The sequence below is a fragment of the Actinoplanes sp. ATCC 53533 genome (assembly GCF_003947245.1).
In genome coordinates this window covers 1-26,458 of sequence record NZ_QHHV01000022.1, presented here as the reverse complement: position 1 = coordinate 26,458, position 26,458 = coordinate 1, and the positions used below count along the sequence as shown (strand labels likewise).

The window sequence follows — 26,458 nt, the reverse complement described above, 5'->3', positions numbered from 1 at the left end:
TTAGGCTCAGCGTTGTGCGGAAGCGAGTGGCAGTGATCGGCGGGGGGATCGCCGGGCTGGCCGCCGCCGTGCGGATCCGGGACCGGGCGCCCGCGGACACCGAGATCATCGTCTACGAGCAGTCCGGGCGGCTCGGCGGCAAGCTGCGCACCGGCGAGCTGGCCGGCACCACCGTCGAGCGCGGCGCCGAGTCCTTCCTGGTCGGCGGGGCGGACGGCGGGGAGTCCGCGGCCGTGCGGTTCGTGCGCCGGCTCGGGCTGGGCGACCGTCTCGTGCACCCGTCCGCGATCCCGGCCGCCCTCGCGATCGGTGGCGTGCTGCAGCCGGTGCCCAAGGGGACGCTGGTCGGCGTACCCGGGGATCTGAGCCTGCTCGGCGCGGTCGCGCAGCCGGCCGCCGGCGCCGACCCGGACGAGGGCCGCCCGCTGCTGGCGCCCGGCGCCGACGTCGCCGTCGGCGCGCTGGTCCGGGCCCGCTACGGCGACGAGGTCGCCGACCGGCTGGTCGACCCCATGCTCGGCGGCGTGTACGCCGGCCGCGCCGACCGCCTCTCGCTGGCCACCACCATGCCCGCGCTGGCCCGCGCCGCCCGCGTCGAGCACACCCTGGCCGGCGCCGTCCGGGCCGCTCAGGCCGCCGCGGTCCGGGTGCCCGGCCGGCCGGTCTTCGGCGCTGTCGACGGCGGAATGACCCAGCTCATCGGCGCCGCGGCGGGCGCCAGCGGCGCGCGGATCAGCCTCGGCCTGCCGGTCCGCGAGATCGCCCGCACCCGGCACGGCTGGCGGCTGCTGCTGGGGCCGGTCCCGGCGCCGCAGACCGACGACGTCGACGCGGTCGTGCTCGCGGTGCCCGCCCGGCCCGCCTCCCGGATGCTCGCCGGGGTCGACCTGTCCGCCGCGGCCGAGGTCGAGGCGCTCGACTACGCCAGCGTCGCCCTGATCGCGCTGGCGCTGCCGCCCGGCACCCCGCTGCCCGAGCTGTCCGGCTTCCTGGTGCCGCCGAGCGAGGGCACCCTGGTCAAGGCCGCCACCTTCGTCACGCGGAAGTGGTCGCACCTGGCCCGCGCGGACGGTCCGGTGATCATCCGGGCCTCGCTCGGCCGGGCCGGCGAGGAGGAGCGGCTGCAGCCGCCCGACCCCGTGCTCGTCCGGACCGCGCACACCGAGCTGGGCCGGCTGCTCGGCGGCGAGCTGCCGCCGGCGGCCGGGTCGTGGGTGCAACGCTGGGGCGGCGGGCTGCCGCAGTACGCGCCCGGGCACCTCGACCGGGTGGCGCTGGCCCGCGCCGCGCTCGCCGGCGCGCCCGGCCTGACCCTGGCCGGCGCCGCCTATGACGGCGTGGGCATCCCCGCCTGTGTGGCCAGCGGCGAGAGCGCCGCCGACGACGTTCTCAAATACCTGGAGGAGCAATGACCGAGCAGCAGACCAACGCCGCGCGGATCAACGAGCTGAACGCGACGATCCGCTACACGATGTGGTCGGTCTTCAAGGTCGCGTCGCCGCTGCCGGCCCTGCGCGAGGACCTGGCCGGCGAGGTCGACGCGCTGTTCGAGCAGCTGCTGGGCAAGGACGTCGTGGTGCGCGGCACGTACGACGTGGCCGGGCTGCGCGCCGACGCCGACATCATGGTGTGGTGGCACTCGGAGTCGCCGGACGCGCTGCAGGAGGCGTACGGGCTGTTCCGCCGCACCGCGCTCGGCCGCCACCTGGAACCGGTCTGGTCCCAGATGGCGTTGCACCGCCCGGCCGAATTCAACAAGAGCCACCTGCCGGCGTTCCTGGCCGGCGAGGAGGCCCGCCCCTACATCTGCGTGTACCCGTTCGTCCGGTCCTACGAGTGGTATCTGCTGCCCGACGAGGAGCGGCGGTTCATGCTGGCCGAGCACGGCAAGATGGCCCGCGGCTATCCCGACGTGCGGGCCAACACGGTCGCGTCGTTCGCGCTCGGCGACTACGAGTGGATGCTGGCGTTCGAGGCCGACGAGCTGCACCGGATCGTCGACCTGATGCGTGACCTGCGCGCCTCGACCGCCCGCCGGCACGTCCGCGAGGAAGTGCCGTTCTACACCGGCCGCCGGCGCTCGGTCACCGAGCTGGTCGCGGCGCTGCCCTAGGACTTCCTCATGGGTATGTGGGGGATGCCGTCCTCCAGATACCCGGGTCCTGCCTGTGCGTAGCCGTACCGGCTGTAGAAGCCGGTGAGGTGCGCCTGCGCCTCCAGCGTGCTCGGCCGGTTGCCGATGACCTCCAGCGCGTGCGCCATGAGCCGGCTCGCATAGCCGCCCTGCCGGGCGCTCGTCGCGGTGACCACCCGGCCGATCCGCTCGGTCTCCCCGTCGTCGAGGATCCGCAGGTAGGCGAGGATCTCGTCGCCCCGGGACAGCCACACGTGGCGGGTGCCGGGCTCGTCGTCGCGCCCGTCCAGCTCCGGGTACGGGCATTTCTGCTCCACGACGAACACGTCGACGCGCAGCTTCAGGATCGCGTACAGGGTGGTGACGTCGAGGTCGCGGAACGACGCCACCCGGATCTCTTCGCGGGGCTCCGGATGCATGAGTCGGATTTTAGGCGTCACCGAATCGCACCCTCGGGCGTTGGGGCAAGAGGAGCCGCGCACTCTGGAGGCGAAAATGATCAAGCGAAGCAAGCTCTTCGGCAACAAGACCCGGGTGACGTTCTGCCTGCCGAAGGACGCCCCCGACGGGGCGGTGAGCGTGGTCGGCACGTTCAACGACTGGGAGCCGGGGCTGCACGAGCTCAAGGACCGGCGCGACGGCACCCGGACGGTCACCGTACGGCTGGACCCGGGCCACTACCGCTTCCGCTACCTGGCCAGCGACGGCGTCTGGCTCGACGACGAGCACGCCGACGTGGTCGGGCCGCAGGGCAGCGAACTCCTGCTCTGAGCCCACCCGTACTGGTTACCTCCCTTTCGCCCCGCGCCGTCACTTGGCACACTGTGCGCGTGGTGAAAAAGTTCGAGGCTGACCTGACCAACGCCGTGTGGCGCCGCAGTGCCGGATCCACCCAGGCGGGAGCCGCCGCCGTCGAGGTAGCTCTGCTCGACGGTGGTGGCGTTGCCGTCCGCGACTCGCGTAAGCCGGACGGCGATGTGCTGTTCTTCACGCCGGCCGAATGGGACGCCTTCGTCGGCGGTGCCAAGGACGGCGAGTTCGACCTGTAGCGTGGCGAACATGGACATGGCGGTCTTTCCGGATATCAACCTGAAAAAGGTTCATTTCTGGGTAGCCTGCCGGTATGACCATTCACGAGAGTTCTGACCTGCTGAAAAAGGTGGAGCGGTACGAGGCTGCCGTGAAGGAGCTCGAGGCTGCCCACGAGGCCGTCAGGGAGGTGCTCATCGAGCCCATCCTGTTCGCCCGGTGGCAGCAGCTCGGCGCCCAGCTCGGCTTCGCGGCGGTCGACCCGGCGCGGCAGCGCGACGAGCCGAACCGTGACCTGCAGCAGCTCAACCAGCAGATCTCGGCCATGAGCGAGTCCTGGGCGCACTGACGCCGGTGTGACCACCGCCGCCCGGGGTCCTGCGGCTCCGGGCGGGCCCGAGGCGCTAGCGTGGCGCCATGGTCGACACCCAGTATGAAGAGCTGTTGCGCCGGGTTCTCGAGACCGGCACCCCGAAGGCGGACCGCACCGGCACCGGGACGGTCAGCCTCTTCGGCGAACGCCTGCGATATGACCTGTCGCAGGGCTTCCCGCTGGTCACCACCAAGCGGGTGCACTTCAAGTCGGTCGCGGTCGAGCTGCTCTGGTTCCTGCGTGGCGACAGCAACACCCAGTGGCTGCGCGAGCGCGGCGTCACGATCTGGGACGAGTGGGCCGACGAGCACGGCGACCTGGGCCCGGTCTACGGCAAGCAGTGGCGGTCCTGGCCCACGCCGGACGGCGGCCACGTCGACCAGATCACCGAGCTGCTCGCCACGCTGCGCCGCGACCCGGACTCCCGCCGCATGATCGTCTCGGCCTGGAACGTCTCCCAGCTGCCCGAGATGGCGCTCGCCCCGTGCCACGCGATGTTCCAGTTCTACGTCGCCGACGGCCGGCTCTCCTGCCAGCTCTACCAGCGCAGCGCGGACATGTTCCTCGGCGTGCCGTTCAACATCGCCAGCTACGCGCTGCTGACGCAGCTGATCGCGGCGCAGGCCGGCCTGGTGCCCGGCGACCTCATCTGGGTCGGCGGCGACTGCCACGTCTACGCCAACCACGTCGAGCAGGTGCGTGAGCAGTTGAGCAGGCCCGCGTACGACTTCCCGAGGCTGGAGATCGCCCCGGCCGAGTCGCTCTTCGACTACACCTACGAGGACCTCTCGCTGGTCGGCTACCAGCACCACCCGGCCCTGCGGGCGCCGGTCGCGGTATGACCGCCCGCACCGAGCGGCACCCGGCCGGTCAGGAGGGCACGGTATGACCATCCATCTGATCTGGGCCGAGGCGCACGACGGTGTGATCGGTGCGAAGGGCGAGATCCCCTGGCACGTGCCGGGGGAGCAGGCGACCTTCCGCGAGCGCACGATGGGCTCGACCGTGGTGATGGGGCGCGCCACCTGGGACTCGCTGCCGGAGCGGGTCCGCCCGCTGCCCGGCCGGCGCAACGTGGTGCTGACCCGGCAGCCGGGCTGGGCGGCGAACCTCGGCTCGGTCGAGGCTTTTGGCTCGGTCGAGGCGCTATTGCGGGTCCATGACGACTTCTGGGTGATGGGCGGGGCCGCGGTCTACACCGCGCTGCTGCCGCACGCCGACCACGTCGTGCGCACCCGCATCGACCTCGCGGTCCCCGGCGACACCTTCGCCCCCCGGCTCGGGCCGGAGTGGCGGCTCGCCGCCGGTGCCGAGACGCGGACGTCGGACACCGGCGTGCGATACACGGTGGAGGAGCTTATTTCGGGTCGAGCTTGATCGACAGGCTGTTCACGCAGTGCCGGGTGTTCTTCGCCGTCATCATCTCGCCCTTGAAGACGTGGCCCAGGTGGCTGTCGCACCGGGCACAGCGGATCTCCGTGCGGACCATGCCGAGGCTGCGGTCCTCGATCTCCCGGATCGCGCCGGGGATGGCGTCGTCGAAGGACGGCCAGCCGCAGTGCGAGTCGAACTTGGTGTCGCTCGGGTAGAGGGCGGCCCCGCAGGCACGGCACTCGTAGGTGCCCTCGGTCTTGGTGTCGACGTATTCGCCGCGCCAGGCCGGCTCGGTCCCGCCCTGGCGCAGCACCCGGAACTCGTCGGGGCTCAGGCGGACCCGCCACTCTTCTTCGGTGGTGGGCAGGGTGGTCTTGTCGGTTGCCATGCCTCAAAGGTACGTCGGTACGGCGGCGGCGCACCGCCAGTGCGCCGACCGGCCGGGGCGGCAGCCGTTGAGCAGTCATGGATGCAGCGCGATTCAGCCCCACCCGGCAACAGGCCCTCGCCCGTGGCACGTACCTCGGCGTGCTCGGCTCGGTGGTGGGGGTGTCGGCCGGCCTGCTCGCCATGGTGGTGGCCCTCACCGGGACGGCGGCCGCCGCACCGCCACTGTGGCTCTGGCCGGTGCTGGCGTTCGGCCCACCGCTGGCCGGCGCGCTGGCCGGGGTGCTGTTGCGGCCCCGCCTGGGCACCGAGATCGACGCGGGCGGCATCCACACCGTGACGCCGTTCGGCGTGGGCGTCGAGCCGTGGAGCCGGGTCGTGGACCTGCGGGCCGAGCGGCGCGGGGCGCGCACCGTGGTCTCGGTCTACTTCGAGTCCGGCGCGAGCGTGCAGTTGCGGGCGCCGTACACCGGGGAGCTGTTCGCCGCCGACCCGCGTTTCGAGCTCAAGGTCTTCGCCCTGTCCCACCTGTGGCGCAGCCACCGGTTCGGCGGCGTGCCGCTCTGATCCCTCTTTCGATGGGACTCCTCTCGGGCAATGCCGCCAAAACGGGCATTAGCCGCTAAGCTCCCACCGGACCAAGACGGACTTACCGCAACAGAACGGATGCCCTTCATGAGTTTGACGCGCCGGTTGGCCGCTGGACTGCCCGCGGCCGGCGTCACCGTCCTCGCCGCACTGGCCCTCACCGGGTCCCCGGCTGCCGCGACGGGCGACGAGTCCGCCGCTCGCGCCAAGCAGCCCGCCGTGATGACCACGCCGTGTTCCGAAGTGCCGCGCGGCGAGAAGTGCGACTACGGAAACGCCGGCAACCAGACGCCGGGCAGCAACGGCTCGGCACCCGCCGCCACCAGCACCGGGCCCACCCGTGGTGGCGGCGGTTACGGCGGCGAGAGCCCGACGCCGTCGCCGACCCCGTCGTCGCCGACGCCGACGGCCAGTGTCAACACCGTGCCGCCGGGTGGCGAGCTCCCGGCGACCTCGCCGGCGCCCAGCGGCAGCACCCCGGGTGGGGTCAGCGCGGGCGGCACGCTCCCGCTGACCGGCGCGCCGATGGGGCTCACCCTCGCGCTCGGCGGCCTGCTGGTCGTCGGCGGCGCGAGCGCCGTCTACTACGCGCGGCGCCGGCGCAGCGCCTGAGCAGTCGCTGCCCCGAAAGGCCGTCCCCGGGATCTTCCGGGGGCGGCCTCAGCCCTAGCGGGCTTAAGGTCTTGGCATGGCATCGTCCAAGTCACCCGCCGTCGAGGTCGAGGTCGCCGGCCGACAGGTACGGCTGAGCAGCCCGGACAAGGTCGTCTTCCCGCAACGGGGCTACACCAAGCGGGACGTGTTCGAGTACTACCTGGCGGTCGGCGACGGCATCATGCGTGCGCTCGACCACCGGCCGACGACGCTGCAACGCTTCCCCGACGGTGTCGAGGGCGAGATGTTCTTCCAGAAGCGGATCGCCACCCGGGGCGTGCCGCCGTGGGTCGAGAGCGCCACGATCACCTTCCCGAGCGGGCGTACCGCCGACGAGCTCTGCCCGGCCGACCTGGCGCACGTGGCCTGGGCGGCCCAGATGGGCACGATCGTCTTCCACCCGTGGCCGGTGCGGGGCGCGGCCCCCGACCAGCCGGACGAGCTGCGCATCGACCTCGACCCGCAGCCGGGCACCGACTTCCAGGACGTGGTCACCACGGCCGGCGTGGTGCACGAGGTCCTGGACGACCTGGGCTGGACCGGCTACCCGAAGACCTCCGGCGGCCGCGGCGTGCACGTGTACGTGCGGATCGCCCCTGCCCATTCCTTCGTGGCGGTCCGGCGGGCGGCGATCGCGCTCGCCCGTGAGGTCGAACGCCGCAGCCCCGACCGGATCACCACGTCCTGGTGGAAGGAGGAGCGCGGCGAGCGGGTCTTCCTGGACTACAACCAGACCGCCCGGGACAGGACGATCGCGTGCGCGTACTCGCTGCGGGCCAACGCCCGGGCGACCGCCTCCACGCCGGTCACCTGGGCCGAGCTGACCGAGGTCGAGCCGGACGACTTCGACCTGCGCACCGTGCCGAAGCGGTTCGCGGAGATCGGCGACCCGCACGCGGCGATCGACGACATCGCCTACGACATCGCGCCGCTGCTGGAATGGTCGGCCCGCGACGAGAAGGCGGGCCTGGGTGATCTGCCGTATCCCCCCGACCACCCGAAGATGCCGGGAGAGCCCAAGCGAGTCCAACCCTCGAAGGACCGCGACCTCAAATAGGCGATGCGCGGAAATTCGCTTTCCTCGTGTTGAGATCATTTCCTCATGAACAAGATTCCCACCCTGTTCCGCCGCGATCCGGACGACCGCAAGCGCGTCCTGCCCGAGGCCAACCCCGCCTGCCAGTGGGTCCTCGACGGCGAGGGAACGCCGACGCGCAAGTACGACGGCACCTGCGTGCTGCTCGACGAGGACGGCACCTGGTGGGCGCGGCGCGAGGTCCGGCCGGGCCGGGTGCGGCCGCCCGGCTATCGCCCGGTGGTGACGGACGAGGTCACCGGCAAGACCATGGGCTGGGAGCCGATCGGGCAGTCGGCATATGCGAAGTACCACGCCGAAGCCCTCGAGGCCGCGCCCGAGCGGCGAAACCCCGGAACCTACGAACTGATCGGCCCGAAGATCAACGGCAACCCCGAGGCGGTACGGGGCCACGAACTCGTCGCGCACGCCGACGCCGACAAGCTCGACGTGCCCCGTGACCTGGCCGGTCTCCGTGACTGGCTGCTGGCACACCCCCGCTACGAGGGCATCGTCTGGCACCATCCGGACGGCCGCAGGGCCAAGCTGAAGCACCGCGACTTCGCCTGAGCCGGCAGCCCCACCGGGTGCCCTCGCAGCGCGCCTCGGTTCGGCGTCAGAGTTTGATCTTGAAGCCTTCGTGTGAGGCCTCGAAGCCCAGCGCGGCGTAGAAGCGGTGGGCGTCCGTGCGGCGCTTGTCCGTGGTCAGCTGGGCCAGGCCGCAGCCGCGCTCCCGGGCTCGCTCCAGCGACCAGGCCATCATCGCCCGGCCGACCCCGCGCCCGCGCAGGTCGCCGCGGACCCGGACGGCCTCGATGGTCATCCGCTCCGCGCCGCGCCGGCTCAGTGACGGGGTGAACGTGAGCTGGCAGGTGCCGACCACCGCGCCGTCCTCGTCCGCCACGATCAGTTCGTTGCGCGGGTCGGCGTCGATCGCCTCGAAGGCCGCCCAGAGCGCCGCGTCCACGGATTCCGGTGTGGCGCTCCCGGGCTGCCGGGAGCGGGCGATCTCGTCGTCGGCGAGGAGTTCGAGGATCGCGGGTACGTCGGCGCGGGTCGCGCCGCGAAAGATCACGTGGGCCACGTGGTCATCCTGACACGCCCGACGGGCTGAGCCGCTGGCTGGTCACCGCGGTGCACGATGACCGAATGCGACTGCTGCTGACTCCGGCGCGGTGGGTCTATCGCGGGCTCATCTGGCTCGCCAACTCGCCGCGCACGCTGATTCTCTCCTACCTGATCCTCATCGCGACGTGCAGCGTGCTCTACCACTTCTTCGAGGAGAAGAGCTTCGGCGACGCCCTGTGGTGGGCCGTGGTCACCGCGTCGACGGTCGGCTACGGCGACATCTCACCGGTGACCTTCGAGGGCCGGCTGATGGCGGCCCTGCTCATCTCGATCATGGTGCTGATCGTCGTCCCGCTGATCACGGCGCACTTCGCCAGCAAGCTCATCGTCGATCACGACGCCTTCCAGCACGAGGAGCAGGAAGAGCTGAAGGACAACCTGCGGCACGTGCGTCAGCTGCTGGAGGAGCTGGCCGCCCGGGAGGGGATCACTGCGGCGGACAGCGCAGGCCCTCCTTCGGCACCCGCAGATCGATGAGGTAGCCGTCGACGGCGTCCACGATGCACTTGGTGCTGGGATAGGCGGTGTGCCCCTCGCCCTCCCAGGTGAGGACCTGACCGGTGCCGAGCATCTTGGCCAGCTCGGCGGTGTTCTCGTACGGCGTCGCCGGGTCGCCCGTCGTGCCGACCACCACGATCGGCGGCGCGCCGGCGGCGGCACCGGCCGGGTAGGGATCCCGCGCGCCCGGCCAGAACGTGCACGGCAGCATGCCCATCGCCAGCGCGGCGCCGAACAGCGGATATTTCTTGCGCCACTCGGCCTGCAGCTGGCGGACCTTTTCCACGGTGGGTGCGCCGGCGGTGTCCGCGCAGTTCACCGCGAGGTTGGCGTCGAACAGGTTGGAATAGCTGCCGTCCGGATCGCGGTCGGCATATTGATCGGCCAGCTTGAAGATGCCCGCCGCGTCGCCGGTCTGCAGGTCATCCACCGCCTTGGCGAGCTCCTGCCAGCCCGACTCGGTGTAGAGCGACGAGATCACCGCCACGAAGATCCACCCGGAGGTGGCGTCCCGGCCGTCGGGGCCGTCGACCGGGGAAACCGCCGCCTTGGCCAGGGCGTCGGTGACCGCGCCCCGGGCGTCCGGCGCGATCGGGCACTTGGCGGCGTTGGCCTGGCACCAGGTGCTGAAGTTGGTGAACGCGCGCTCGAAGCCCTTGGCCTGCGACTCGGAGCCGGCGACGAAGTCCTGCTTCGGGTTGATCGCGCCGTCCAGCACCAGCGCCCGGATCTTGTCCGGGAAGAGCTGGGCGTACGTGGCGCCGAGCAGGGTGCCGTAGGAGAAGCCCAGGTAGGTCGTCTTCTGGTCGCCGACCGCAGTGCGGATCGCGTCCATGTCGCGGGCCGCCTGCTCGGTGGAGAACAGCGGCAACTGGGCGCCGTATTTCTGGCCGCAGCCCTCGGCGATGCGCTTGTTGAGCGCGACGACCTCCTGGAACTCGGCGTCGGTGCGTGGATCCGGCGGCGCCGCGAACGACGCGTCCTGGTCCTTGCTGCTGATGCACTTGATCGGTGCGGAGCGCCCGACGCCGCGCGGGTCGAAGCCCACGATGTCGAACTGGTCGGTCACCTCGGTCGGCAGGCCGCCCAGCTTCTGCCCGAAGGACAGGTAGACGGCCGTGTCGATGCCGGAGGCGCCGGGGCCGCCCGGGTTGATCAGCAGCGACCCGATCCGGTCGCGTTGCGTCGCGGAGCGGATCCGGATCATCGCGACGTCGTAGGTCTCGCCGGACTGGGGGGCCGCCCAGTTGCGGGGCACGGCCACCGACGCGCAGTCGTAGGTCATGCCGGACGCGGCCTGGCCGACCAGCTTCTGCGGCACGTCGCGGCAGGGGACCCACTGCGCCTGCGTGCCGGGCACCGCGGGCGGCGCCTTGCTGCCGGTGGCGACCGGCGCGGTGCCGTCGGAGTCGTCTGGGGCGAAGACCGGCAGCGTGCAACCGGCGGTCGCGATGACCGCGACGACCAGTGCGGCCAGGACCATTCGGGGGGTACGCGGCACAGTGCGCGGCCTTTCTCGATCGGCTCTTGCTCGCACGAGGCTAGCCGAGAAGTCTGACAACCTTGCTCAGTGGCTCGTCAGCACGTCCGCGAGCTGGAACCGCACCGGCCGTTCCAGCTGCTGGTAGGTGCAGGAAGCCGGCTCGCGGTCCGGGCGCCAGCGCTCGAACTGCGCGGTGTGCCGGAAGCGCAGGCCCTCCATGTAGTCGTAGCGGACCTCGACGACCCGTTCGGGGCGCAGCGGCACGAAGGACAGGTCCTTGCCGTTGTTCCAGCGGCTGACCTCGTTCTTGCGGGGGGTGCGCTCGCCCTGCTCGTGCGCCGCCCAGTTCCACGGGTGCCCCTCGAACGTGGTGACCAGCTGCTGCATCTCGGTGAAGAGCTCCTCGCGGACCGCCATCGAGAACGAGCCGATGACGCCGACCGAGACCAGCACGTCGCGCTCGTCGTAGAGGCCGAGCAGCAGGGAGCCGATCCGGTTCTCGCCGGACTTGTGCACGCGGTAGCCGGCTACCACGCAGTCCGCCGTACGCTTGTGTTTGATCTTGGTCATGACCCGCTTGTCCGGCTCGTAGCCCAGCTCCTTGCCCTTGGCGATCAGCCCGTCCAGGCCGGCGCCCTCGAACTGGGCGAACCACCGGCGCGCCGTCGCCAGGTCGTCGGTGGCCGGGGTGACGTAGACCGGGGGCTTCGCGTCGGCCAGGCACTCGACCAGGCGGGCCCGGCGCTCGGCGAACGGCAGCGTGGTCAGGTCCTCGTCGCCCAGGGCCAGCAGGTCGAAGGCGACGAAGCCCGCCGGGGTCTGCTCGGAGAGCAGCTTGACCCGGCTCGCCGCGGGGTGGATGCGCTGCTGCAGGGCCTCGAAGTCGAGGGTGTTGCGCCCGGTGTCGGCGACGATGATCTCGCCGTCGATCACCGCGCGGGCCGGGAAGTTCGCCAGCACGGCCTCGACGACCTCGGGAAAGTAGCGGGTCATCGGCTTCTCGTTGCGGCTGCCGATCTCCACCTCCGCCCCGTCGCGGAAGATGATCGACCGGAAGCCGTCCCACTTGGGCTCGTAGAGCTGGCCGGCTGGGATGTCCGCGACGGGCTTGGCCAGCATCGGCTTCACGGGCGGGTTGATCGGCAGGTCCATCGGCCCAGTCTCCCCGTTCCCGGCCGGAAAGGAAGCCCGGACGCTCCCGGCGGGCCCGGAAGGAAGCCCGCCAGGGCCAATCCCAGCCGGCCGGAAAGGAAGAGCCGCGGGGGTCAGGCGATGGAGACGTGTGGGCGGCGCCTGAGCCGGACGGTCGCGGCGAGTGCGACCAGGGTCAGGAACACGGCCAGCGCGACGGCCGCGTGGATCGATCCGCGGACCACGTGGTCCGGGTCCGCGCCGCTCTCGACGGCGTAGACGCCGATCTCTCGGGTGAACCAGAACGGCAGGGCGTGCGCCGCCGCCTTGTCCGGATTCAGCATCATCTGCATGGCCACCACGGTGAGCAGCACCAGCATCCCCTCGAGCTCCCGGGGCAGCACCGCGGCCACGGCCAGCCCGAGCGGGGGCGCCACCGCGACGGTCAGCACCAGGATCAGGGCGATCGCGTCGTAGCGGACATCGTCCAGGTCGAAGCGGATCAGCAGGAAGTACGGCACGGCGAGGGCCAGCCCGAGCGTCCACAACGCGACCAGCCGGCCCAGGTACAGCTGATGGGTGGCGTAGCCGGACAGCCGCAGCCGGGGCTCGATGCCGCGGGCCGCGTTGCCCGCGAACAGCGCGGCGGTGCTCAGCGTCCAGCCGATGCCCAGGCTCACGAAGCGCACCGACTGCCAGTACGCCTCGCCGCGCCGGCTGTAGTAGAACGCCAGCGGCAGCAGCGCGAGCAGGACGAGCACGCCGCGGCGCCGGGAGATCTCCCGCAGCGCCATCTCGGCGACGACCAGGGTCTTCTTCATCGCGGGCCCCCGGGGGTCAGATCCAGCACGGTGTCCGCCCGCTCGAGCTCGCTGAGCCGGTGGGTGACGACGACGATCGCCTTGCCGGCGTCGCGCAGGCGCCACACCTGTTGCCAGAAGTCCAGGTAGGTGCCGTTGTCGAAGCCCTGGTACGGCTCGTCGAGCAGCAGCACGTCCGGGTCGCCGAGCTCGCCCAGGACCAGGTTGAGCTTCTGGCGGGTGCCGCCGGACAGATGCCGGGCCTCCCCGGCGCGCTCGGCGCCCGGCCAGTCGAGAGCCGCCGCGGCCGCGCGACCCTGCGCCCGGGCGGCGCCACGCGAGGCCCCGCGCCCGGCACCCACCAGCACGAAGTGCTCGTCGGCGGTGAGGAAGTCCGCGGTGCCGCCGTCCTGCGGGCAGTATCCGACCGTGCCGCTCAGCTCTACCCGGCCGGAGTCGGGGGACAGCAGCCCGGCGCAGATGCGCAGCATGGTGCTCTTGCCGCTGCCGTTGGCGCCGATCAGTGCCACCACCTCACCGGCGCGCACGCTGAGGTCGACGCCGTTGAGGACCGGGCTGCGGCCGTACCGTTTGGTGATCTTGGTGGCCCGCAGCCGGACCTCGCCGGACGGCGGCCGGCGCAGCTCCAGGGTCGCGCCCCGCAGGCTGTCCACGACGGCCGCCGCGTAGGCGACGGGTGGCCCGAAGGCCACCAGCGGCGGTCGGCCGCTGTCGCGCAGGTGCGCGGCGGCCTCGCCGACCGGGCCGGCCGGGTCGACCCGGCGGCGGCGCAACTCGGCCGCGAGTGCGGCGAGCCAGTCATCCACGGTCACGGGACCTCCAGGAAGGTGTTGACGTTGCCCACGAAGGCGGCCCAGTCGGCGCCCGCACCGCGCAGGGTCGCGGCGCCCTCGTCGCTGAGCCGGTAGTACTTGCGGGGCGGTCCGCCGGAGCCGGCCCGCCAGTCGGTCGCCAGCAGGCCGAGGCGCTCCAGCCGGAGCAGGGCCGGATAGAGCGTGCCGCCGGCGATGGTGCCGAGCCCGCCGTGCTCGAGCCGCTGGGCGATCTCGTAGCCGTAGGACTCGCCGCGGGCGAGCGCGCCCAGCACACACAGGTCGAGGACCCCGCGCAGCCATTGCGCCCGCCGTTCCATGGGCAACAAGGTAGCACCACTACCTAGTGCAGAATCGTCGGCATGCTCACGACCGGCGAGTTCGGCCGCCGATCCGGACTGTCGATCAAGGCGTTGCGGCTCTACGACCTGTCCGGCCTGCTGCCGCCGGCCGAAGTGGATCCGGTGAGCGGCTACCGCCGGTACGCCGTCGCCCAGCTCGACCGGGCCCGCCGGATCAGCCTGCTGCGCCGCCTGGACATGCCGCTCGCCGTCGTCGCCGAGGTGCTGGGCGGCTCCGACGCCGACGCGGTGGTCCGGCTCGATCGCTGGTGGGCCGCGCAGGAGCAGGCCACGGCGGCCAAGCGCGGCACCGTCGGCTGGTTGCGCGTGCAACTCGCCGCGCCGGCCCAGCCTGCCGTGCCGTATGAGGTGCGCCGGCGCGAGGTGCCGGCCGCCAAGGTCGCGTCGATCCGCCGGAACACCGACCAGTCGGGCCTCGTCGACACGATCCGCCAGCTGCAGTGGCGGCTGCGGGACCAGTTGGCCGGCGCCGCGTTCACCGCCGAGCACTGGGTGATCTACCACGGGTTCGTGACGCCGGAGAGCGAGGCGTCGATCGAGGTCTGCGTGCCGTTCGACGGCCCGGCCGAGCCCGCTGGCTCGATGGTCATCCGCCGGGAGCCCGCGCACACCGAGCTCTTCGCCACGGTCACCCGCGACGACTGCTTCTACCCCCGGATCATGCAGGCCTACGACGCCCTGGCGCGGCACGTCGACGCCGAAGGGCTGGCGCTGGCCGCGCCCGTGCGGGAGGTCTATCTCGCGCGGTGGGACGCCATCGCCGGCACCGACCCGTTCGTGCACGTCGCCCAGCCGGTGGGGGACGCCTTACCGGACGAGTAGCTCGACCAGCCGGTCCAGCTCGGCGGAGGGGTCCACGGCCAGGCCCATGTGCACCGGGCCGGCTTGCAGGATCGTGCTGCGCGGCGCGATCAGCCAGCGGAACCGCTCGCCGAGCTTCATCTCGCGGGCCGCGCCGCCGTCCGCCCCGCCGGCACAGGTGATCGCCCAGGACTGCAGCGACGCCCGGATGCCGTCCAGGTCGGCGTTCGGGTCCAGGGCGAGCAGCCGGGGCTCGTGCAGGTGCGTGCGGGCGGCCAGGAAGTCGAGCCGATGGCAGTAGAGGACCACCCCGACGTTGATCAGCTCGCCGCGCTCGACCCGGGGGACCGCGCGGATGATCGCGTACTCGTACGGGATCCTCATACTGTGCCCGCCCCCGCCCCCGGCAGCCAGGCCGACGGCTGCGCGGCGCGGGCCACCAGGTGACCGAGGTAGGCGTCGCGGGCCTGCTCGGGGCCGGCGAAGTCGAACTCCGCCAGCCACTCGTCCGGCACCAGCCCGATGACCTCTTCGAGCAGCGCGGGCGTGAGCTGGGCGGCCAGCTCGCGCCCGGCGGTCGCCAGCGCGGTCGCGTACGGCTTCAGCACGTGGTCGTCCCACCTGTACGCCCGGTGCACCACCTGCGCCGCGCGCGGCCAGTTGTGGTGGAAGTAGAGCGTCGCGCCGTGGTCGATGAGCCAGAGGCCGCCGTGCCAGATCAGCAGGTTCGGATTGCGCCAGCTCCGGTCGACGTTCTCCACGAACGCGTCGAAGGCCAGCGTGCGGGAGGCCAGCTCGGCGTCGACCGGGTGCGCCACCGGGTCGTAGCCCAGCGCGCCCGGCAGGTAGTCCATCCCGAGGTTGGCGCCGGCGCTGGCCTTGATCAGCTCCTGCACCTCCTCGTCGGGCTCGGCCCGCGCGACGACCGGATCGAGCTCGACGACGACCAGCTGCGGCACCGGCAGCCCGAGCCGCCGGGCCAGCTCCCCGGAGATCACCTCGGCGACGAGCGCCTTCGGCCCCTGCCCGGCGCCGCGGAACTTGACCACGTAGGTGCCGAGGTCAGCGGCCTCGACGATGCCGGGCAGGGAGCCGCCCTCGCGCAGCGGGGTGACATAACGGATGGCGGTGAGCTCTGACAGCACGCGCCAACCCTAGTGGTCCCCTCAGACGGTGTCGGGGCCGCGGCGGCGCAGGTCCTCGACCTTGGTCATGGCGTCGCGCAGGTCGGTCAGCCAGTCCTCGGTGTGCTCGCCGACCAGGCGCACGCACCAGGCCAGTGCCTCGGACCGGCTGCGGGCCACCCCGGCGTCGACCAGGGTGTCGAGCACCAGCCGTTCGGGCTGGCGCAGCCGGGTCATCACCGGCGCGGAGAGGTGGGTGAACAGCTCCTGGCTGTCACCGCAGCGCACGCCCCAGCTGACCTTGCGCTGGTAGCGGTGCTCCACCTGGAGGGCGACCTTGATCCGGTCGTCCCGGGTGTCCTCGCGGAACTGGTGGATCCGCCCGGCCTGCGCGGCGGACCGGTCGGCGTCGGTGGCGTCGGCGCCCAGCTCGGGCGTGGGCACCCGGCCCCAGATGATGATCTCGTCGCGGTCGACGACGACCTCGGGCGGTTCGGTGAACCAGCCGTCGGGCGCCGCCCCGGTGATCCAGGCGGCGGCGTCATCGGCGGCGGGTGGCTCGGTGCGGGCCCCTGAGGGTGGACGGAAGCGCATTTGGGAACCTCCAAGCGAAACTATGATTACATGCTTACACAGTTGCACTACTTACGCCAAGGGGGTTCGTTCAGCAGTCGTAGGTGTCCGGGTCCAGGATCCGTCGCGGCAACATGGGCCCAATGTTACGATGATAGGATGAAGCTGGTAGTGCGGGTGAAGCTCCTGCCGACGGCCGAACAGGCTGCGGCGTTGGAAGCAAGCCTGCGCGCCTGCGACACCGCTGCGTCCGTCGTGGCCGTCGTGGCCCGCGAGTCCGGCAGCCAGCGAGGAAGAGACCTGCAAACCCACCCATTGATGAGCGGGTAGTTGACCTCTCAGAGGACAAACGCGTCGGTCCAGAGCTGGCGGGTGCGGCCGGAGAGGGCGTCCATCAGGGCCACCGCCTGGCTGTCGGTCAGCGCCGCCACGAAGTCGATCACCGCGCGGCCGCGGGCCCGGTAGATCCGGTCCGGGGTGCCCTCCGGCAGCTCCGCCTCGGCGAGTTCCACCAGGTCGCGGATGCGGCGGGGGAGCCGCTCGGTCTCGTCCGGGTCGGCCAGCCAGGCCAGCAGCGACTCCACCAGCGAGCCCACCAGCCGGGCCTGGCCGCGCTGGTGCAGGGCCAGGTCCGGGCGGGCCAGCACGAACCTGTTCTGGACGAACTTGAGCACCTGCACCTCGTGCCACTGCGCCGGGGCCAGCAGCACGTGCCCCGAGCGCACCGCCGGGCTGTCGGTGACCTCGATCGAGGTCACCAGCCGCCGGGTCCAGGTCGCGGAGAAGGCCGCCACCTGGGCCTCCGCGTCCAGGGAGCCGTCGAACGCCTCGGCCAGCAGGCCGTCCACCAGCTCCGCGCGGACCTGCTCCACCGCCGCCGCGAACGCGTCGTCGTCGCTGATCCAGCTGTCCTTGCGGTGCAGTTGCCGGCGCAGCGCCTCGATCGAGCTGCCCGGGCGCCGCTGCGCGTGCGCCAGGTCCTCGTCCGGGACCGTGCGGAACGACGAGCGCTGCCACGCCGTCAGCTCCGCCGCCACCGAACCCTGCTGCAGCACCCCGACCCGGTGCACATCCTCGAGGTCGTGGATCGCGTACGCGATGTCGTCGGCCGTGTCCATCACCGAGGCCTCGGCGGTCTGCTGCCAGTCGGCGACCCGCCCGGCGAACGGCAGCCGGGCCTGCGTCATGTCCTCGACCTCGGTGGTGTACGCGCCGAACTTCAGCGAGCCGCCGTCCGGGTCGTCCGGTGGCGCCGCCGCACCGCGCGGGGGCGGGTCCATGAGCCGGGGATGCGGCGACGGGTGGGTGCGGCGGGTCCACGGGTACTTGAGGATCGCCGCGCGGGTGGCGGCCGTCAGGTTCAGCCCGATGGTGGCCTGGCCGCGGATCTCGGTGCTGGTCACAATCCGGTACGACTGGGCGTTGCCCTCGAAGCCGTCGCGCAGCCCCAGCCGCTGCCGGGCGAGCTGGTCCAGCACCCGCTCGCCGAGGTGGCCGAACGGCGGGTGGCCGAGATCGTGCGCGAGCGCGGCGGCCTCGACCACGTCCGGGTCGCAGCCGCCGAGCTTGTCCAGCACGTCGGCGTAGCGGGCGTCCGCCACGAGGCGTTCCGCGATGGCCCGGCCCACCTGGGCCACCTTCAGGCTGTGGGTGAGCCGGTTGTGCACCAGCAGCCCCACCCCGCCCGGGCTGATCACCTGGGTGACGCCGCCGAGCCGGGCGAAGAACGGAGAGCTGACGATCCGGTCCCGGTCCACTCGGTAGGGGCTGGCGGCTAGGTCACCAGGGGCGACGAGACTGTCACCGAAGAGGCGTCGGGCGCGCGGATCGTCCATGCGCCCGACGCTAATGCATCAGATCAGCGGGACTGCAGCGCGTCCAGGGCCACCGACATCGCGGCGACCAGGCGGCGGTCCAGTTGCGGGTCGTGGATCGTCACGACGTACTTGTCGCGCAGGCCCCACTTCTTGACCACCGAGAACGCCGGGCGGCCGGCCATCAGGAACTCGAAGTGGTAGGGCAGCCAGGACAGCGAGTCGACGAACCGGCGCAGGATCGCGACGGTCAGGTTGGTCTCCCGGCCGATCATCTCGCCGTAGCCGGGCTGCTCGAGGTGCCACGTCGAGCGCAGCAGCGATTCCTTGAAGTTCTTGCGGAACAGGCCGATAGGACTACCGGCGGCGTCCGTGATGTCGTAGGTGGCGCCGAGGTCGAGGACCTGACGGGCCTTGAAGCCCAGGACGGGAGTCGTCTTGGTGTCGTCGGTGTAGAGGGTCACCTGCTCCTTGAACGCCATCCGCTTCTGCTGGGCGAACGCGAGCACGCCGGCCTCGGAACCGTCGGGGGCGACGGCGTGGACCTCGTACTGGTTGACCATCAAGCGGATGCGCTGGCGCACGATGAGCTGTTGCTGGGTCTGCAGGGTGTCGACAGTCACGGCGGCAGTGTGACATACCAGCGCCTTCCTGAGGAGATCCACAGCACGACGGTGGCGCTGACCGCCCGCGGGCGGTCAGACTTGGCCGTCGGGGGACAGAGCTGACACGGAGGATGCACGGATGGCGAAACAGGCAGACGGCCGGCGGGGGCGCACCGGGGTGTGGGTTGCCCTGGCGCTGGGGGCCGCGGCGGCATGGGCAGCGCGTGACATCCCCGCGCAGATCGGCGCCCGCAAGATCGGCGCCCGGGCCGACGGGGAGCGCGGCGAGCGATACCGCCGTTCCCCGCAGTTCGCCGAGGGCAAGTTCCGCAACACCGTGCCGGCGAGCATGCTCTCGGCGGCCGCGATGCCGCGGATCCTGGCGTCGACGCTGACCGACCGCGACCGCCGGCACCCGTCCCTGCCGATCCCGCTGGTGCGGCCGGAGACCGGCGGCGACCCGGCCGGGCTCTACGTCACCTGGTACGGCCACTCGTCGGCGCTGATCGAGATCGAGGGCCGCCGGGTCCTGCTCGACCCGGTGTGGAGCGAGCGCTGCTCCCCGTCGCGGCTGAGCGGCCCGAAGCGGCTGCACGAGCCGCCGATCGCGCTGCGCGAGCTGCCGCCGATCGACGCGGTGCTGATCTCCCACGACCACTACGACCACCTGGACATGGAATCGATCCGCAACCTGGTGGACCTGCAGGCCGCGCCGTTCCTGGTGCCGCTGGGCGTCGGCGCGCACCTGGAGCGCTGGGGCGTGCCGCCGACCCGGATCATCGAGCTGGACTGGAACGAGCGCGCGACCGTGGCGGGCGTCGAGTTCATCGCGACGGCGGCCCGCCACTTCTCCGGCCGGGGCTTCTCCCGCGACGAGACGCTGTGGGCGTCCTGGGTGATCGCCGGACCGAACCGCAAGGTGTTCTACTCGGGCGACACCGGATACTTCCCGGGCTTCGCGCGGATCGGCGAGGAGCACGGGCCCTTCGACGTGACGCTGGTGCAGATCGGCGCCTACGGCGACGCCTGGCCGGACATCCACATGCTGCCCGAGGACGGCGTCGCGGCCCACGTGGACGTGCGGGGCGGGCTGATGATCCCGGTGCACTGGGCCACCTTCAACCTGGCCCTGCACGACTGGCCGGAGCCGGCGGACCGGGCGTGGCGCGAGGCGAAGGCCCGGGACGTGCGGCTGGCCGTGCCGCGCCCGGGCGAGCGGGTGGACGTCGACAACCCACCCGCGGTGGACGGCTGGTGGCAAGCGATCGCTTGATCTCGGCTCAGTCGACGTAGCAGGAGCCGGCGGCGGCCCGGGCTGTCCAGTCGCCGCCGGGCAGCGGGATCGTCAGGGAGATGTCGTCGGCGGTCGCCGCCAGGACGGGTCGGCGGGCGAGGGCCAGGCCGTCCGGGGTGACCGTGAGCGGCGCGCAGCCCTGCGGTTCGTCGAGCACGAGGATGACGATTGTGTCCCGTCCCGCGTGGCAGGCGTCCAGGTGGATGACGGTCCGGTCGGCGACGACGTCCACGAGGCGCAACCGGCCGGCGGTGAAGTCCAGCGCGTCGAGCAGCCGCCCGGCGGTGCCGACGGTGATCCGGACCGGGGTGGGCGGCACCGCGCCGGGCACCCCGGGGACGTCGAGGCGCATCTCGCGGCCGGTGCGCCGGAGGAAGGCACGGGACAGGCCGTCGTCGGTCTCCATCATCGACCGCAGCCGGCGCGCTGCGGTCCGGGACCGCAACGCTGCCGGCCGCACCCGGAAGAGCTCCGCGTTGATCCCCCGGCAGAGGGATCCCGCCGCGGCGAGTTCCCAGCGCCGCAGCTGCCCGGCGTAGCGCATCATCCGCAGCTGCCTCATGATCAGAAACTGGAGCACCTGCAGCGTGCCCGCCGGGCCGGCGGGTGATCGGTGCTCAGGAAGCTCCGGCCCGCTCTCGTAGGCGCCCGCGTCGGCGTCGCGCGCCGCCGCCGATTCGTGCCAGAGATCGTCGAGCGGATACCAGGTCACGCCCCGGGCGGCCAGCCGGAGATCCATCGGGGAAGCGGGCACACCGAGGCTGACCCCGTCCGGCGTCATCTCGACGGACGGCGGCCCGGACAACCGCACCGAGCCCCGTTCGGCATGCGGGAAGCCGAACGTGGTCGCCGTACCGAAGCGGAAGTGCAGCTCCGGCGGCGCCCCGGCGGCCGCCGGGTAGCGCCGGCCGCCCGCCGACAGCTTCAGAAATCCGCCGATCCGCGACAGGTCCGGGCCGGACAACTCCATCCGAGCGCCCTCGACGCCCCCGCCGGCCAGGTCGTAGTCGGCATTGATCAGCGCCGTGGACGCGCCGGTCAGCGGCTGCGCGGCGGGCAGGAGCCGGCCGTCCTGGCTGCGGAACGGCCGGCGATCATGCCACGCGGGACCCAGCAGCGCGCCGGGATCAAGGCCGAGGCCGTCGAGGTGATCGGCCATCCAGGCCCGATGATCGGCGCCGGCCACGAACCCGAGCCGACGCCACACCGCCCGTGCCGTGGCCCGCCGGGTGCGCAGGGAGGCGCTCCCCGCGGCCACGGCGGGCAGCAGATGGTCGTCCCAGAGATCGAACTGGCCGATCAGGAACTCCCGATCGAGCAGCCGGGGGTGCTCGGCCGCCGCGGCCGCATCGGCATAGGTCCGATCCAGCAACAACCCCAGCGCGGCGGCCTCGTCAGCCCGTCCGGTCCAAATCATGCCGGCACTCTGCCAGTTCCGTGGCCACCCGGCCACACATAGCAAACCCGACATGCGTTCGTGGTGGCCGGCGTTCTCAGTGGCTGGCGTCGTAGGCAGCGGCTGCGGCGGTGAGGAACAGGAAGAACGCTCCGAACACGAGCGGCCACGTGTGTCCCCAGGCGATCCGGCGCTTGGCCGGCAGGTCGCGCTTGGTGGAGCGGACGTCTCGCCAGGCCGCGTGGGCCCGGCCGAGGCGGTAGCCGATGACGATGACGGTGGCGGCGGTCATGACCGTTGCGACGCTCACTGCGGAACTCTGGTGGTACGGCATTGCGAACCCCCTGGAGATGCGTAGCGGTGCCCGACGCCATCAGTGTGGGGTCGCTGCACCGCTACGGACCAGGGGATTGATCGGCCTTAAGAGCTATAAACCAGAATTAGCGGTACGTAAGGTGACATGCACTTTCTGTCGCTTATCCGATTCGCTGATGGGGGACACAGACCTTGACGGCGGCCGGCGCGACCTCTACGCGGATTCTCTTGACCGCGCCCCGGGCGCCACCGTCCAACTCGTACGTCAGTGGCTTCTTCAGCTTCACGTCGATCCGCCGGGCGCGGGTCATGTGCACGAACGGCGAGTCCTCGGAACGGCCCACCGCCATCCGGCCCATCGTGCGGGCCCACTGGGTCACCCCGCGCGCGGTCGCCACCCCCACGTCCAGCCAGCCGTCGGCCGGCTTCGCGTCGTCGAAGGCCTTGATGCCGCCGGTCACCGTGCTGACGTTGCCGACCAGCACGCAGCTCGCGTGCTCGGCGAACCAGGGTGTGCCGTCCACCTTGATCGCCGCCTTCGGGGCCTCGCCGTCCAGGTGGCGCAGGCCGGTGTAGACGTACGAGAGTTTGCCCAGCCGGTCCTTCAGCTTGCCGTCCGCGTCCTGGATCATCGCGCCGTCGAAGCCGATGCCCGCCATCACCGCGAAGTGCTCGCCGTTGAGCACGCCCAGGTCGATCTTGTGCCGTTCGCCGTGGAAGGCGATCCGCACCGCCTCGGCCAGGTCGTGCGGCACGCCGAGGTTGGTGGCGAGCAGGTTCGCCGTGCCGGCCGGGATGATGCCGACCGGGACCTTCGCGCCGCCCTTGGTCCGCGCCAGGGTGTCCAGGCAGCGCTGCACCATGCCGTCGCCGCCCCAGACCAGCAGCAGGTCCGGCTCCGTCGCGAGCGCCTTGCGCACCTGCTTGGGTGCCTTGCGGCTCTTCGGCACCTCGTGCCAGGCGAGCTCGTCGACGCCTTCGTCGGTGATGAGCCGGCGCAGCTCGTCGAGCCCGCCGCCGAGCGTCTTGCGCCGGTGGGCGACCACGGCGACTTTCCGGGGAGTCCGCATGGCACCGGCGTTACCCGGTGCCAGGCATTTCTACGCCTCTCGCCTCACGACCCACGGATCATCTGGATCACGTGGTGGGCGATGGCCGCGACGGACGCCAGCAGGGAGCCGATGCCGGTGGCCAGACGAAGAACGGACCCGAATCGGGTCCGCTTCGTCGCGATCTTCTTGCTGGTGACGCCCCGCCGATGGGGGGTCAGGCGGTGCGCCTCGCGGCGGGCGAGCCTGTGCTCGACGCTGCGGGGCCGGGGCCGGTTCCGTCGTACTGACATCGGGCCGCTCCCTCCCGGATGCGCGGCACCACGATGCCCTTTTTGGCTACGTGTGACCGCTGTGTCACCCAGTTTGCGGCATCGACGGCGGTAACACAAGGCATATGGATGGTTGCTCTGTCGCTATCTGCCATATGGCACCTACAAAGAGTGAGGGACGGCCGGTGCCGGCCGCCCCTCACTTGTTGACTGGTCCGGGTCGTCCTCAGTGCACGCTTTCGCGCATGCGCTGCTCGGCGGCGGCGCTGCGGATCACCATCAGCCGCAGCTCAAGCTCGTCCGCGACCATCGACGCGAGGTGCTCCAGGGCGGTGAGCTGCCGCTTCGTCGCGTCCCGCGGGCGGTTGTCGATCACGTTGACGGTGCCCAGCCGGTAGCCGTCGTGGGTGCGGATCGGGGCCGCGGCGTAGAACCGCAGGCCGAGCTCGCCGCGGACCAGCGGGTGCTCCAGCGTCCGGGGGTCGACGGCGGCGTTGTTGATCACGTAGACGTCGTCCTGCGCGATGACCGAGGCGCACAGGCCCGGCTCCTTGCCGATCTCGCGGACGCCGGTCAGGCCCTGGCAGGCGGCGAGCCAGACGCGGTCCTGCTCCACCAGCGACACCGTCGCGATGGGAGTGTCGAAGATGGCGCCCGCCACGAAGGCGATCCGGTCGTACGCGTCCTCCACCGGCTGGTCCACGAGCCGGTAGCGGCGCACCGCCTCGAGGCGGCGCTGCTCCTCGGGGCTGACGTTGTCCAGGTATTCATAGGCCTCGCCCGACGCCGGGCTGCTGTTCGTCATGGGGGAACCACCTCACGCAATGATCGCTCGCGGTCACTGTGAGCCTAGTGAAAGTAACCAGGTCATCCGCAATGGCTACGAACGCCGAAATAGCCACGATGGTCGCGACGGGCGCGAATATCGCACAAACTGTGAGGCGGGAAAGTCAGTCCTCGTCGTCCTCGGTGGCGCGGGGGACGGCGCGCAGCCGGACCCGGGTGATCGCCCGCCCGGTCACCTCGACCACCTCGGCCGTGAACTGCGGCAGCGTCACCACCTCGCCCGGATCGGTGGGGATGTGCCCGAGCGCGGCCAGCACCATGCCCGCGATGGTCGTGTAGTCGCCCTCGTCGCCGGCCCCGTCGAACCCGATGTCGGGCAGGTCGTGGATCGGGAACGAGCCCGGCATCAGCAGCGCGCCGTCCGGCTCCTTCACCACCGACTGCACGTCCCGGTCCGTCTCGTCGTAGATCTCCCCGACGATCTCCTCGACCAGGTCCTCCATCGTGATGATGCCGTCGATGGCGCCGCGCTCGTCGACCACCAGCGCGATCTGCTGGCGCTCCAAGCGCATCTGGCGCAGCGCGTCCGAGACCCGCAGCGTCTCCGGCAGGAACAACCCCGGCCGGGCCACCGCGTCGACCGGCCCCTGCGCGCCGACCAGGTCCCGCAGGTGCACGACGCCGAAGACGTCGTCCAGCCCGGCCGGCCCGACCACCGGCGCGCGGGAGTGCCCGCCGGCGATGAGCTGGGTCAGCGCCTCCGGCGCGGCCAGCCCGGTGGCCAGGGTCAGCACGTCGCGGCGCGGCACCAGGATCTCCCGCAGGATCCGGTCCGCGATCTCGAAGGCGCCGCTGATGATGGTGCGCTGCTCGATCGAGAAGTCCTGCTGGGCCGCGACCATGTCGCGGATCTCCTCGGTGCTGACCTCCTCGCGCTGCGCCGACGGGTCACCGCCGGCCAGCCGTACGATCAGGTTGGTCGCGACGCTGAGCAGCCAGACCGCCGGGCGCGAGATCGTCGACAGGATGTCCAGCGGCCGGGCGACCAGCAGCGCCCAGCCCTCGGTGCGCTGCATGGCGATCCGCTTCGGGGCCAGCTCCCCGATCACCAGCGTGACGAAGGTCAGCACGATGGTGACGAGCACGATGGAGGCCGGTTCGGCGGCCGAGCCGAGGAAGCCCAGCGGCTCGACGAGCGGCTTGGACAGCGAGACCGCGGCGGCCGCGGAGGCCAGGAAGCCGGCCAGCGTGATGCCGATCTGGATAGTGGCCAGGAACCTGTTCGGGTCCCGGGTGAGCCGGCCCAGCACCCGGCCGCGGCGGGAATTTCGTTCCAGCTTGTGCACCTGGCTGTCACGCAACGACACCAGCGCCATCTCGCTGCCGGAGAAGACCGCGTTGACCAGCACCAGCACCAGCACGAGCAAGACCTGCCCGCCTATGCCATCCACGACAGTTTCAGCCCCTCAGGCGGTTGGGTCACAAGCCACACAGGCTATCGACACTCGGTTACGACCGCTCGGCGGCAGGCAGGAAAAACCCTGCGAACCCCCTTTCGGTGCCGAGGCGCGGGTCTCAGCTGACCTCGTCGGCCCAGACTCGCCAGTCGTCGAGGACGCCGTACAGGGCCGGGGTGAGCCAGCCGGGGGCGGAGCGCTGGAAGACGCCCGGCTCCATCGCGCCGGCGCCGTCCGGCAGCGCGCCCACCAGGTGCGGGACCAGCTCGGTGAGGTTTGCCCAGTGCACCAGCTCGGGCTCCGCGGGCCACGCGCCCAGCACCACCTTGGCCGGCACGCCGCGACGCTCCAGCGCCTCCAGCGTCAGGGCGGTGTGGTTCAGGGTGCCCAGGCCGGCGCGGGCCACCACGATCGTCTGTCCACCCAGCGTCGTGGCCAGGTCGGCCACCGTCCAGGCCGCGCCCGAGGGGCGTACGCCCATCGGCACCAGCAGGCCGCCGGCACCCTCCACGAGCACCAGATCGTGCTTGTCGGCCTCGGCCCGGACCGCGTCCACGACCTCGTAGAGCTCCAGCGGCGCCATCCCCGCCACCCGGGCCGCCGCGAGCGGGGCCAGTGGCTCCGGATACGACGCCAGGGTGCGCGTGGTGTGCGGGTGCGCCAGGCGGGTGATCAGGTCGATGTCGGTGGGGCCGCCCTCGGCGGTGCCGGTCTGGCCCGGCTTGATCACCGCGACGTGCAACCCGGCGGCCTGCGCGGCGGCGACGATCGCCGAGGTGACGATCGTCTTGCCGACGTCGGTGTCCGTGCCGGTGATCAGGACGATGCCCCGCCACTCGCCGGCCTCCGCGGGACGCGCCGTCGAGCGGGCGGCCGGCTCCGGCGCCGCCACCACAGTGGCCCGGACTGTCTCCGGGGAGTTGCCGGCTTCGGTGGCGTGGGCCGTCTCTGGGGAGTTGCCGGCTTCGGTGGCGTGGGCCGTCTCTGGGGAGTTGCCGGCTTCGGTGGCGTGGGCCGTCTCGTGGGGAGTTGCCGGCTTCGGTGGCGTGGGCCGTCGTCTGGGGAGTTGCCGGCTTCGGTGGCGTGGGCCGTCTCTGGGGAGTTGCCGGCTTCGGTGGCGTGG

Annotated in this window: 35 protein-coding genes; 15 read left to right on the top strand and 20 right to left on the bottom strand. The window is 71.8% G+C overall.

Annotation, left to right across the window (positions count from 1 at the left end; all coding sequences use genetic code 11):
* The first annotated feature begins 14 nt into the window (after window positions 1–14).
* Complete coding sequence (locus DMB66_RS08720; RefSeq protein WP_125803522.1) at window positions 15–1,412, top strand: NAD(P)/FAD-dependent oxidoreductase; 1,398 nt, start codon at window positions 15–17, stop codon at window positions 1,410–1,412.
* A complete protein-coding gene (gene hemQ / locus DMB66_RS08715; protein WP_125803521.1) occupies window positions 1,409–2,113 on the top strand; it encodes a hydrogen peroxide-dependent heme synthase in 705 nt (234 codons plus the stop codon). Before DMB66_RS08720 ends, hemQ begins: the two co-directional genes overlap by 4 nt.
* Here the strand turns inward: hemQ and DMB66_RS08710 are convergent.
* Complete coding sequence (locus DMB66_RS08710; protein ID WP_125803520.1) at window positions 2,110–2,553, bottom strand: GNAT family N-acetyltransferase; 444 nt, start codon at window positions 2,551–2,553, stop codon at window positions 2,110–2,112. The two genes, hemQ and DMB66_RS08710, sit on opposite strands and share 4 nt — an antisense overlap.
* A 76-nt stretch (window positions 2,554–2,629) precedes the next feature.
* On the opposite strand from DMB66_RS08710, the gene DMB66_RS08705 reads away from it, so the two are divergent.
* The 5 genes from DMB66_RS08705 (at window position 2,630) to DMB66_RS08685 (ending at window position 4,913) form a co-directional block, all read left to right on the top strand.
* The gene (locus DMB66_RS08705; RefSeq protein ID WP_125803519.1) at window positions 2,630–2,905 is read left to right on the top strand and encodes an isoamylase early set domain-containing protein; all 276 of its coding nucleotides are present in this window, start codon (window positions 2,630–2,632) and stop codon (window positions 2,903–2,905) included.
* A 59-nt stretch (window positions 2,906–2,964) separates the two neighbouring features.
* Window positions 2,965–3,183 (top strand): DUF397 domain-containing protein, encoded by a 219-nt coding sequence (locus DMB66_RS08700; RefSeq protein WP_125803518.1) that lies wholly within the window; start codon window positions 2,965–2,967, stop codon window positions 3,181–3,183.
* Window positions 3,184–3,257: 74 nt separating this feature from the next.
* Window positions 3,258–3,512, top strand: a complete 255-nt coding sequence (locus tag DMB66_RS08695) for a hypothetical protein (RefSeq protein WP_125803517.1) — start codon at window positions 3,258–3,260, stop codon at window positions 3,510–3,512.
* Between the two features lie 68 nt (window positions 3,513–3,580).
* Window positions 3,581–4,378 (top strand): thymidylate synthase, encoded by a 798-nt coding sequence (locus DMB66_RS08690; RefSeq protein WP_125803516.1) that lies wholly within the window; start codon window positions 3,581–3,583, stop codon window positions 4,376–4,378.
* Between the two features lie 43 nt (window positions 4,379–4,421).
* Window positions 4,422–4,913 (top strand): dihydrofolate reductase, encoded by a 492-nt coding sequence (locus tag DMB66_RS08685; protein ID WP_125803515.1) that lies wholly within the window; start codon window positions 4,422–4,424, stop codon window positions 4,911–4,913.
* On the opposite strand, the gene msrB is transcribed toward DMB66_RS08685, so the two are convergent.
* The gene (msrB, locus tag DMB66_RS08680) at window positions 4,894–5,298 is read right to left on the bottom strand and encodes a peptide-methionine (R)-S-oxide reductase MsrB (protein ID WP_125803514.1); all 405 of its coding nucleotides are present in this window, start codon (window positions 5,296–5,298) and stop codon (window positions 4,894–4,896) included. The genes DMB66_RS08685 and msrB overlap by 20 nt on opposite strands.
* Before the next feature lie 77 nt (window positions 5,299–5,375).
* Between msrB and DMB66_RS08675 the strand changes: the two genes are divergently transcribed.
* The 4 genes from DMB66_RS08675 (at window position 5,376) to DMB66_RS08660 (ending at window position 8,184) form a co-directional block, all read left to right on the top strand.
* Window positions 5,376–5,864, top strand: coding sequence for a hypothetical protein (locus DMB66_RS08675; protein WP_125803513.1), 489 nt, complete (start codon window positions 5,376–5,378; stop codon window positions 5,862–5,864).
* A gap of 108 nt (window positions 5,865–5,972) precedes the next feature.
* Window positions 5,973–6,497: an LPXTG cell wall anchor domain-containing protein gene (locus DMB66_RS08670; RefSeq protein ID WP_158647180.1), complete on the top strand. Its 525-nt coding sequence runs from the start codon at window positions 5,973–5,975 to the stop codon at window positions 6,495–6,497.
* A gap of 76 nt (window positions 6,498–6,573) precedes the next feature.
* A complete protein-coding gene (ligD, locus tag DMB66_RS08665) occupies window positions 6,574–7,596 on the top strand; it encodes a non-homologous end-joining DNA ligase (RefSeq protein WP_125803511.1) in 1,023 nt (340 codons plus the stop codon).
* Between the two features lie 45 nt (window positions 7,597–7,641).
* Complete coding sequence (locus tag DMB66_RS08660) at window positions 7,642–8,184, top strand: hypothetical protein (protein ID WP_125803510.1); 543 nt, start codon at window positions 7,642–7,644, stop codon at window positions 8,182–8,184.
* 46 nt (window positions 8,185–8,230) lie between these two features.
* Here DMB66_RS08660 and DMB66_RS08655 read toward each other — a convergent pair whose 3' ends face one another.
* Window positions 8,231–8,698 carry a GNAT family N-acetyltransferase gene (locus DMB66_RS08655; protein ID WP_125803509.1) on the bottom strand — a complete coding sequence of 156 codons (468 nt, stop codon included), beginning with the start codon at window positions 8,696–8,698 and terminating at the stop codon, window positions 8,231–8,233.
* 65 nt (window positions 8,699–8,763) lie between these two features.
* Between DMB66_RS08655 and DMB66_RS08650 the strand changes: the two genes are divergently transcribed.
* Entirely contained in the window at window positions 8,764–9,219 is a 456-nt protein-coding gene (locus DMB66_RS08650; RefSeq protein WP_125803508.1) for a potassium channel family protein, read from the top strand.
* On the opposite strand, the gene DMB66_RS08645 is transcribed toward DMB66_RS08650, so the two are convergent.
* The 5 genes from DMB66_RS08645 to DMB66_RS08625 form a co-directional block, all read right to left on the bottom strand.
* On the bottom strand, window positions 9,170–10,723 hold the full coding sequence (locus DMB66_RS08645) for an alpha/beta hydrolase (protein ID WP_125803572.1): 1,554 nt from the start codon (window positions 10,721–10,723) through the stop codon (window positions 9,170–9,172). The genes DMB66_RS08650 and DMB66_RS08645 overlap by 50 nt on opposite strands.
* An 84-nt stretch (window positions 10,724–10,807) precedes the next feature.
* Window positions 10,808–11,875, bottom strand: a complete 1,068-nt coding sequence (locus tag DMB66_RS08640; protein ID WP_125803507.1) for an ATP-dependent DNA ligase — start codon at window positions 11,873–11,875, stop codon at window positions 10,808–10,810.
* 113 nt (window positions 11,876–11,988) lie between these two features.
* Complete coding sequence (locus tag DMB66_RS08635; protein ID WP_125803506.1) at window positions 11,989–12,675, bottom strand: hypothetical protein; 687 nt, start codon at window positions 12,673–12,675, stop codon at window positions 11,989–11,991.
* The gene (locus DMB66_RS08630) at window positions 12,672–13,487 is read right to left on the bottom strand and encodes an ATP-binding cassette domain-containing protein (protein WP_125803505.1); all 816 of its coding nucleotides are present in this window, start codon (window positions 13,485–13,487) and stop codon (window positions 12,672–12,674) included. Before DMB66_RS08630 ends, DMB66_RS08635 begins: the two co-directional genes overlap by 4 nt.
* A complete protein-coding gene (locus tag DMB66_RS08625; protein WP_233624399.1) occupies window positions 13,484–13,807 on the bottom strand; it encodes a PadR family transcriptional regulator in 324 nt (107 codons plus the stop codon). The genes DMB66_RS08630 and DMB66_RS08625 overlap by 4 nt, the downstream gene beginning before the upstream one ends.
* Before the next feature lie 42 nt (window positions 13,808–13,849).
* On the opposite strand from DMB66_RS08625, the gene DMB66_RS08620 reads away from it, so the two are divergent.
* Window positions 13,850–14,671 carry a MerR family transcriptional regulator gene (locus DMB66_RS08620; protein WP_125803504.1) on the top strand — a complete coding sequence of 274 codons (822 nt, stop codon included), beginning with the start codon at window positions 13,850–13,852 and terminating at the stop codon, window positions 14,669–14,671.
* Here the strand turns inward: DMB66_RS08620 and DMB66_RS08615 are convergent.
* Genes DMB66_RS08615 through DMB66_RS08605 form a run of 3 tightly spaced genes read right to left on the bottom strand, consistent with a single transcriptional unit; the run spans window position 14,657 to window position 16,368 of the window.
* Window positions 14,657–15,034 (bottom strand): DUF3037 domain-containing protein, encoded by a 378-nt coding sequence (locus DMB66_RS08615; RefSeq protein ID WP_125803503.1) that lies wholly within the window; start codon window positions 15,032–15,034, stop codon window positions 14,657–14,659. The two genes, DMB66_RS08620 and DMB66_RS08615, sit on opposite strands and share 15 nt — an antisense overlap.
* Window positions 15,031–15,795: a HipA family kinase gene (locus DMB66_RS08610; protein ID WP_125803502.1), complete on the bottom strand. Its 765-nt coding sequence runs from the start codon at window positions 15,793–15,795 to the stop codon at window positions 15,031–15,033. Before DMB66_RS08610 ends, DMB66_RS08615 begins: the two co-directional genes overlap by 4 nt.
* A 21-nt stretch (window positions 15,796–15,816) precedes the next feature.
* A complete protein-coding gene (locus DMB66_RS08605; RefSeq protein ID WP_125803501.1) occupies window positions 15,817–16,368 on the bottom strand; it encodes a hypothetical protein in 552 nt (183 codons plus the stop codon).
* Window positions 16,369–16,506: 138 nt separating this feature from the next.
* Between DMB66_RS08605 and DMB66_RS61070 the strand changes: the two genes are divergently transcribed.
* Window positions 16,507–16,677 (top strand): hypothetical protein, encoded by a 171-nt coding sequence (locus tag DMB66_RS61070; RefSeq protein WP_158647179.1) that lies wholly within the window; start codon window positions 16,507–16,509, stop codon window positions 16,675–16,677.
* A gap of 8 nt (window positions 16,678–16,685) precedes the next feature.
* Here DMB66_RS61070 and DMB66_RS08600 read toward each other — a convergent pair whose 3' ends face one another.
* Window positions 16,686–18,182, bottom strand: coding sequence for a deoxyguanosinetriphosphate triphosphohydrolase family protein (locus tag DMB66_RS08600; RefSeq protein WP_125803500.1), 1,497 nt, complete (start codon window positions 18,180–18,182; stop codon window positions 16,686–16,688).
* 23 nt (window positions 18,183–18,205) lie between these two features.
* The gene (locus tag DMB66_RS08595) at window positions 18,206–18,784 is read right to left on the bottom strand and encodes a hypothetical protein (RefSeq protein WP_125803499.1); all 579 of its coding nucleotides are present in this window, start codon (window positions 18,782–18,784) and stop codon (window positions 18,206–18,208) included.
* A gap of 121 nt (window positions 18,785–18,905) precedes the next feature.
* On the opposite strand from DMB66_RS08595, the gene DMB66_RS08590 reads away from it, so the two are divergent.
* A complete protein-coding gene (locus tag DMB66_RS08590) occupies window positions 18,906–20,039 on the top strand; it encodes an MBL fold metallo-hydrolase (RefSeq protein ID WP_125803498.1) in 1,134 nt (377 codons plus the stop codon).
* Between the two features lie 7 nt (window positions 20,040–20,046).
* Here DMB66_RS08590 and DMB66_RS08585 read toward each other — a convergent pair whose 3' ends face one another.
* The 7 genes from DMB66_RS08585 to bioD form a co-directional block, all read right to left on the bottom strand.
* Window positions 20,047–21,477 carry a hypothetical protein gene (locus tag DMB66_RS08585; RefSeq protein ID WP_125803497.1) on the bottom strand — a complete coding sequence of 477 codons (1,431 nt, stop codon included), beginning with the start codon at window positions 21,475–21,477 and terminating at the stop codon, window positions 20,047–20,049.
* Window positions 21,478–21,553: 76 nt separating this feature from the next.
* Window positions 21,554–21,766 carry a hypothetical protein gene (locus DMB66_RS08580; protein ID WP_125803496.1) on the bottom strand — a complete coding sequence of 71 codons (213 nt, stop codon included), beginning with the start codon at window positions 21,764–21,766 and terminating at the stop codon, window positions 21,554–21,556.
* A gap of 166 nt (window positions 21,767–21,932) precedes the next feature.
* Window positions 21,933–22,841 carry a diacylglycerol kinase family protein gene (locus DMB66_RS08575; protein WP_125803495.1) on the bottom strand — a complete coding sequence of 303 codons (909 nt, stop codon included), beginning with the start codon at window positions 22,839–22,841 and terminating at the stop codon, window positions 21,933–21,935.
* Between the two features lie 44 nt (window positions 22,842–22,885).
* Entirely contained in the window at window positions 22,886–23,113 is a 228-nt protein-coding gene (locus tag DMB66_RS08570; protein ID WP_125803494.1) for a hypothetical protein, read from the bottom strand.
* A gap of 205 nt (window positions 23,114–23,318) precedes the next feature.
* Window positions 23,319–23,897, bottom strand: a complete 579-nt coding sequence (locus DMB66_RS08565) for a GAF domain-containing protein (protein ID WP_125803493.1) — start codon at window positions 23,895–23,897, stop codon at window positions 23,319–23,321.
* A gap of 145 nt (window positions 23,898–24,042) precedes the next feature.
* The gene (locus DMB66_RS08560) at window positions 24,043–25,329 is read right to left on the bottom strand and encodes a hemolysin family protein (RefSeq protein ID WP_199752147.1); all 1,287 of its coding nucleotides are present in this window, start codon (window positions 25,327–25,329) and stop codon (window positions 24,043–24,045) included.
* Between the two features lie 124 nt (window positions 25,330–25,453).
* Complete coding sequence (bioD, locus tag DMB66_RS08555) at window positions 25,454–26,227, bottom strand: dethiobiotin synthase (RefSeq protein WP_125803492.1); 774 nt, start codon at window positions 26,225–26,227, stop codon at window positions 25,454–25,456.
* Window positions 26,228–26,458: the final 231 nt, after the last annotated feature.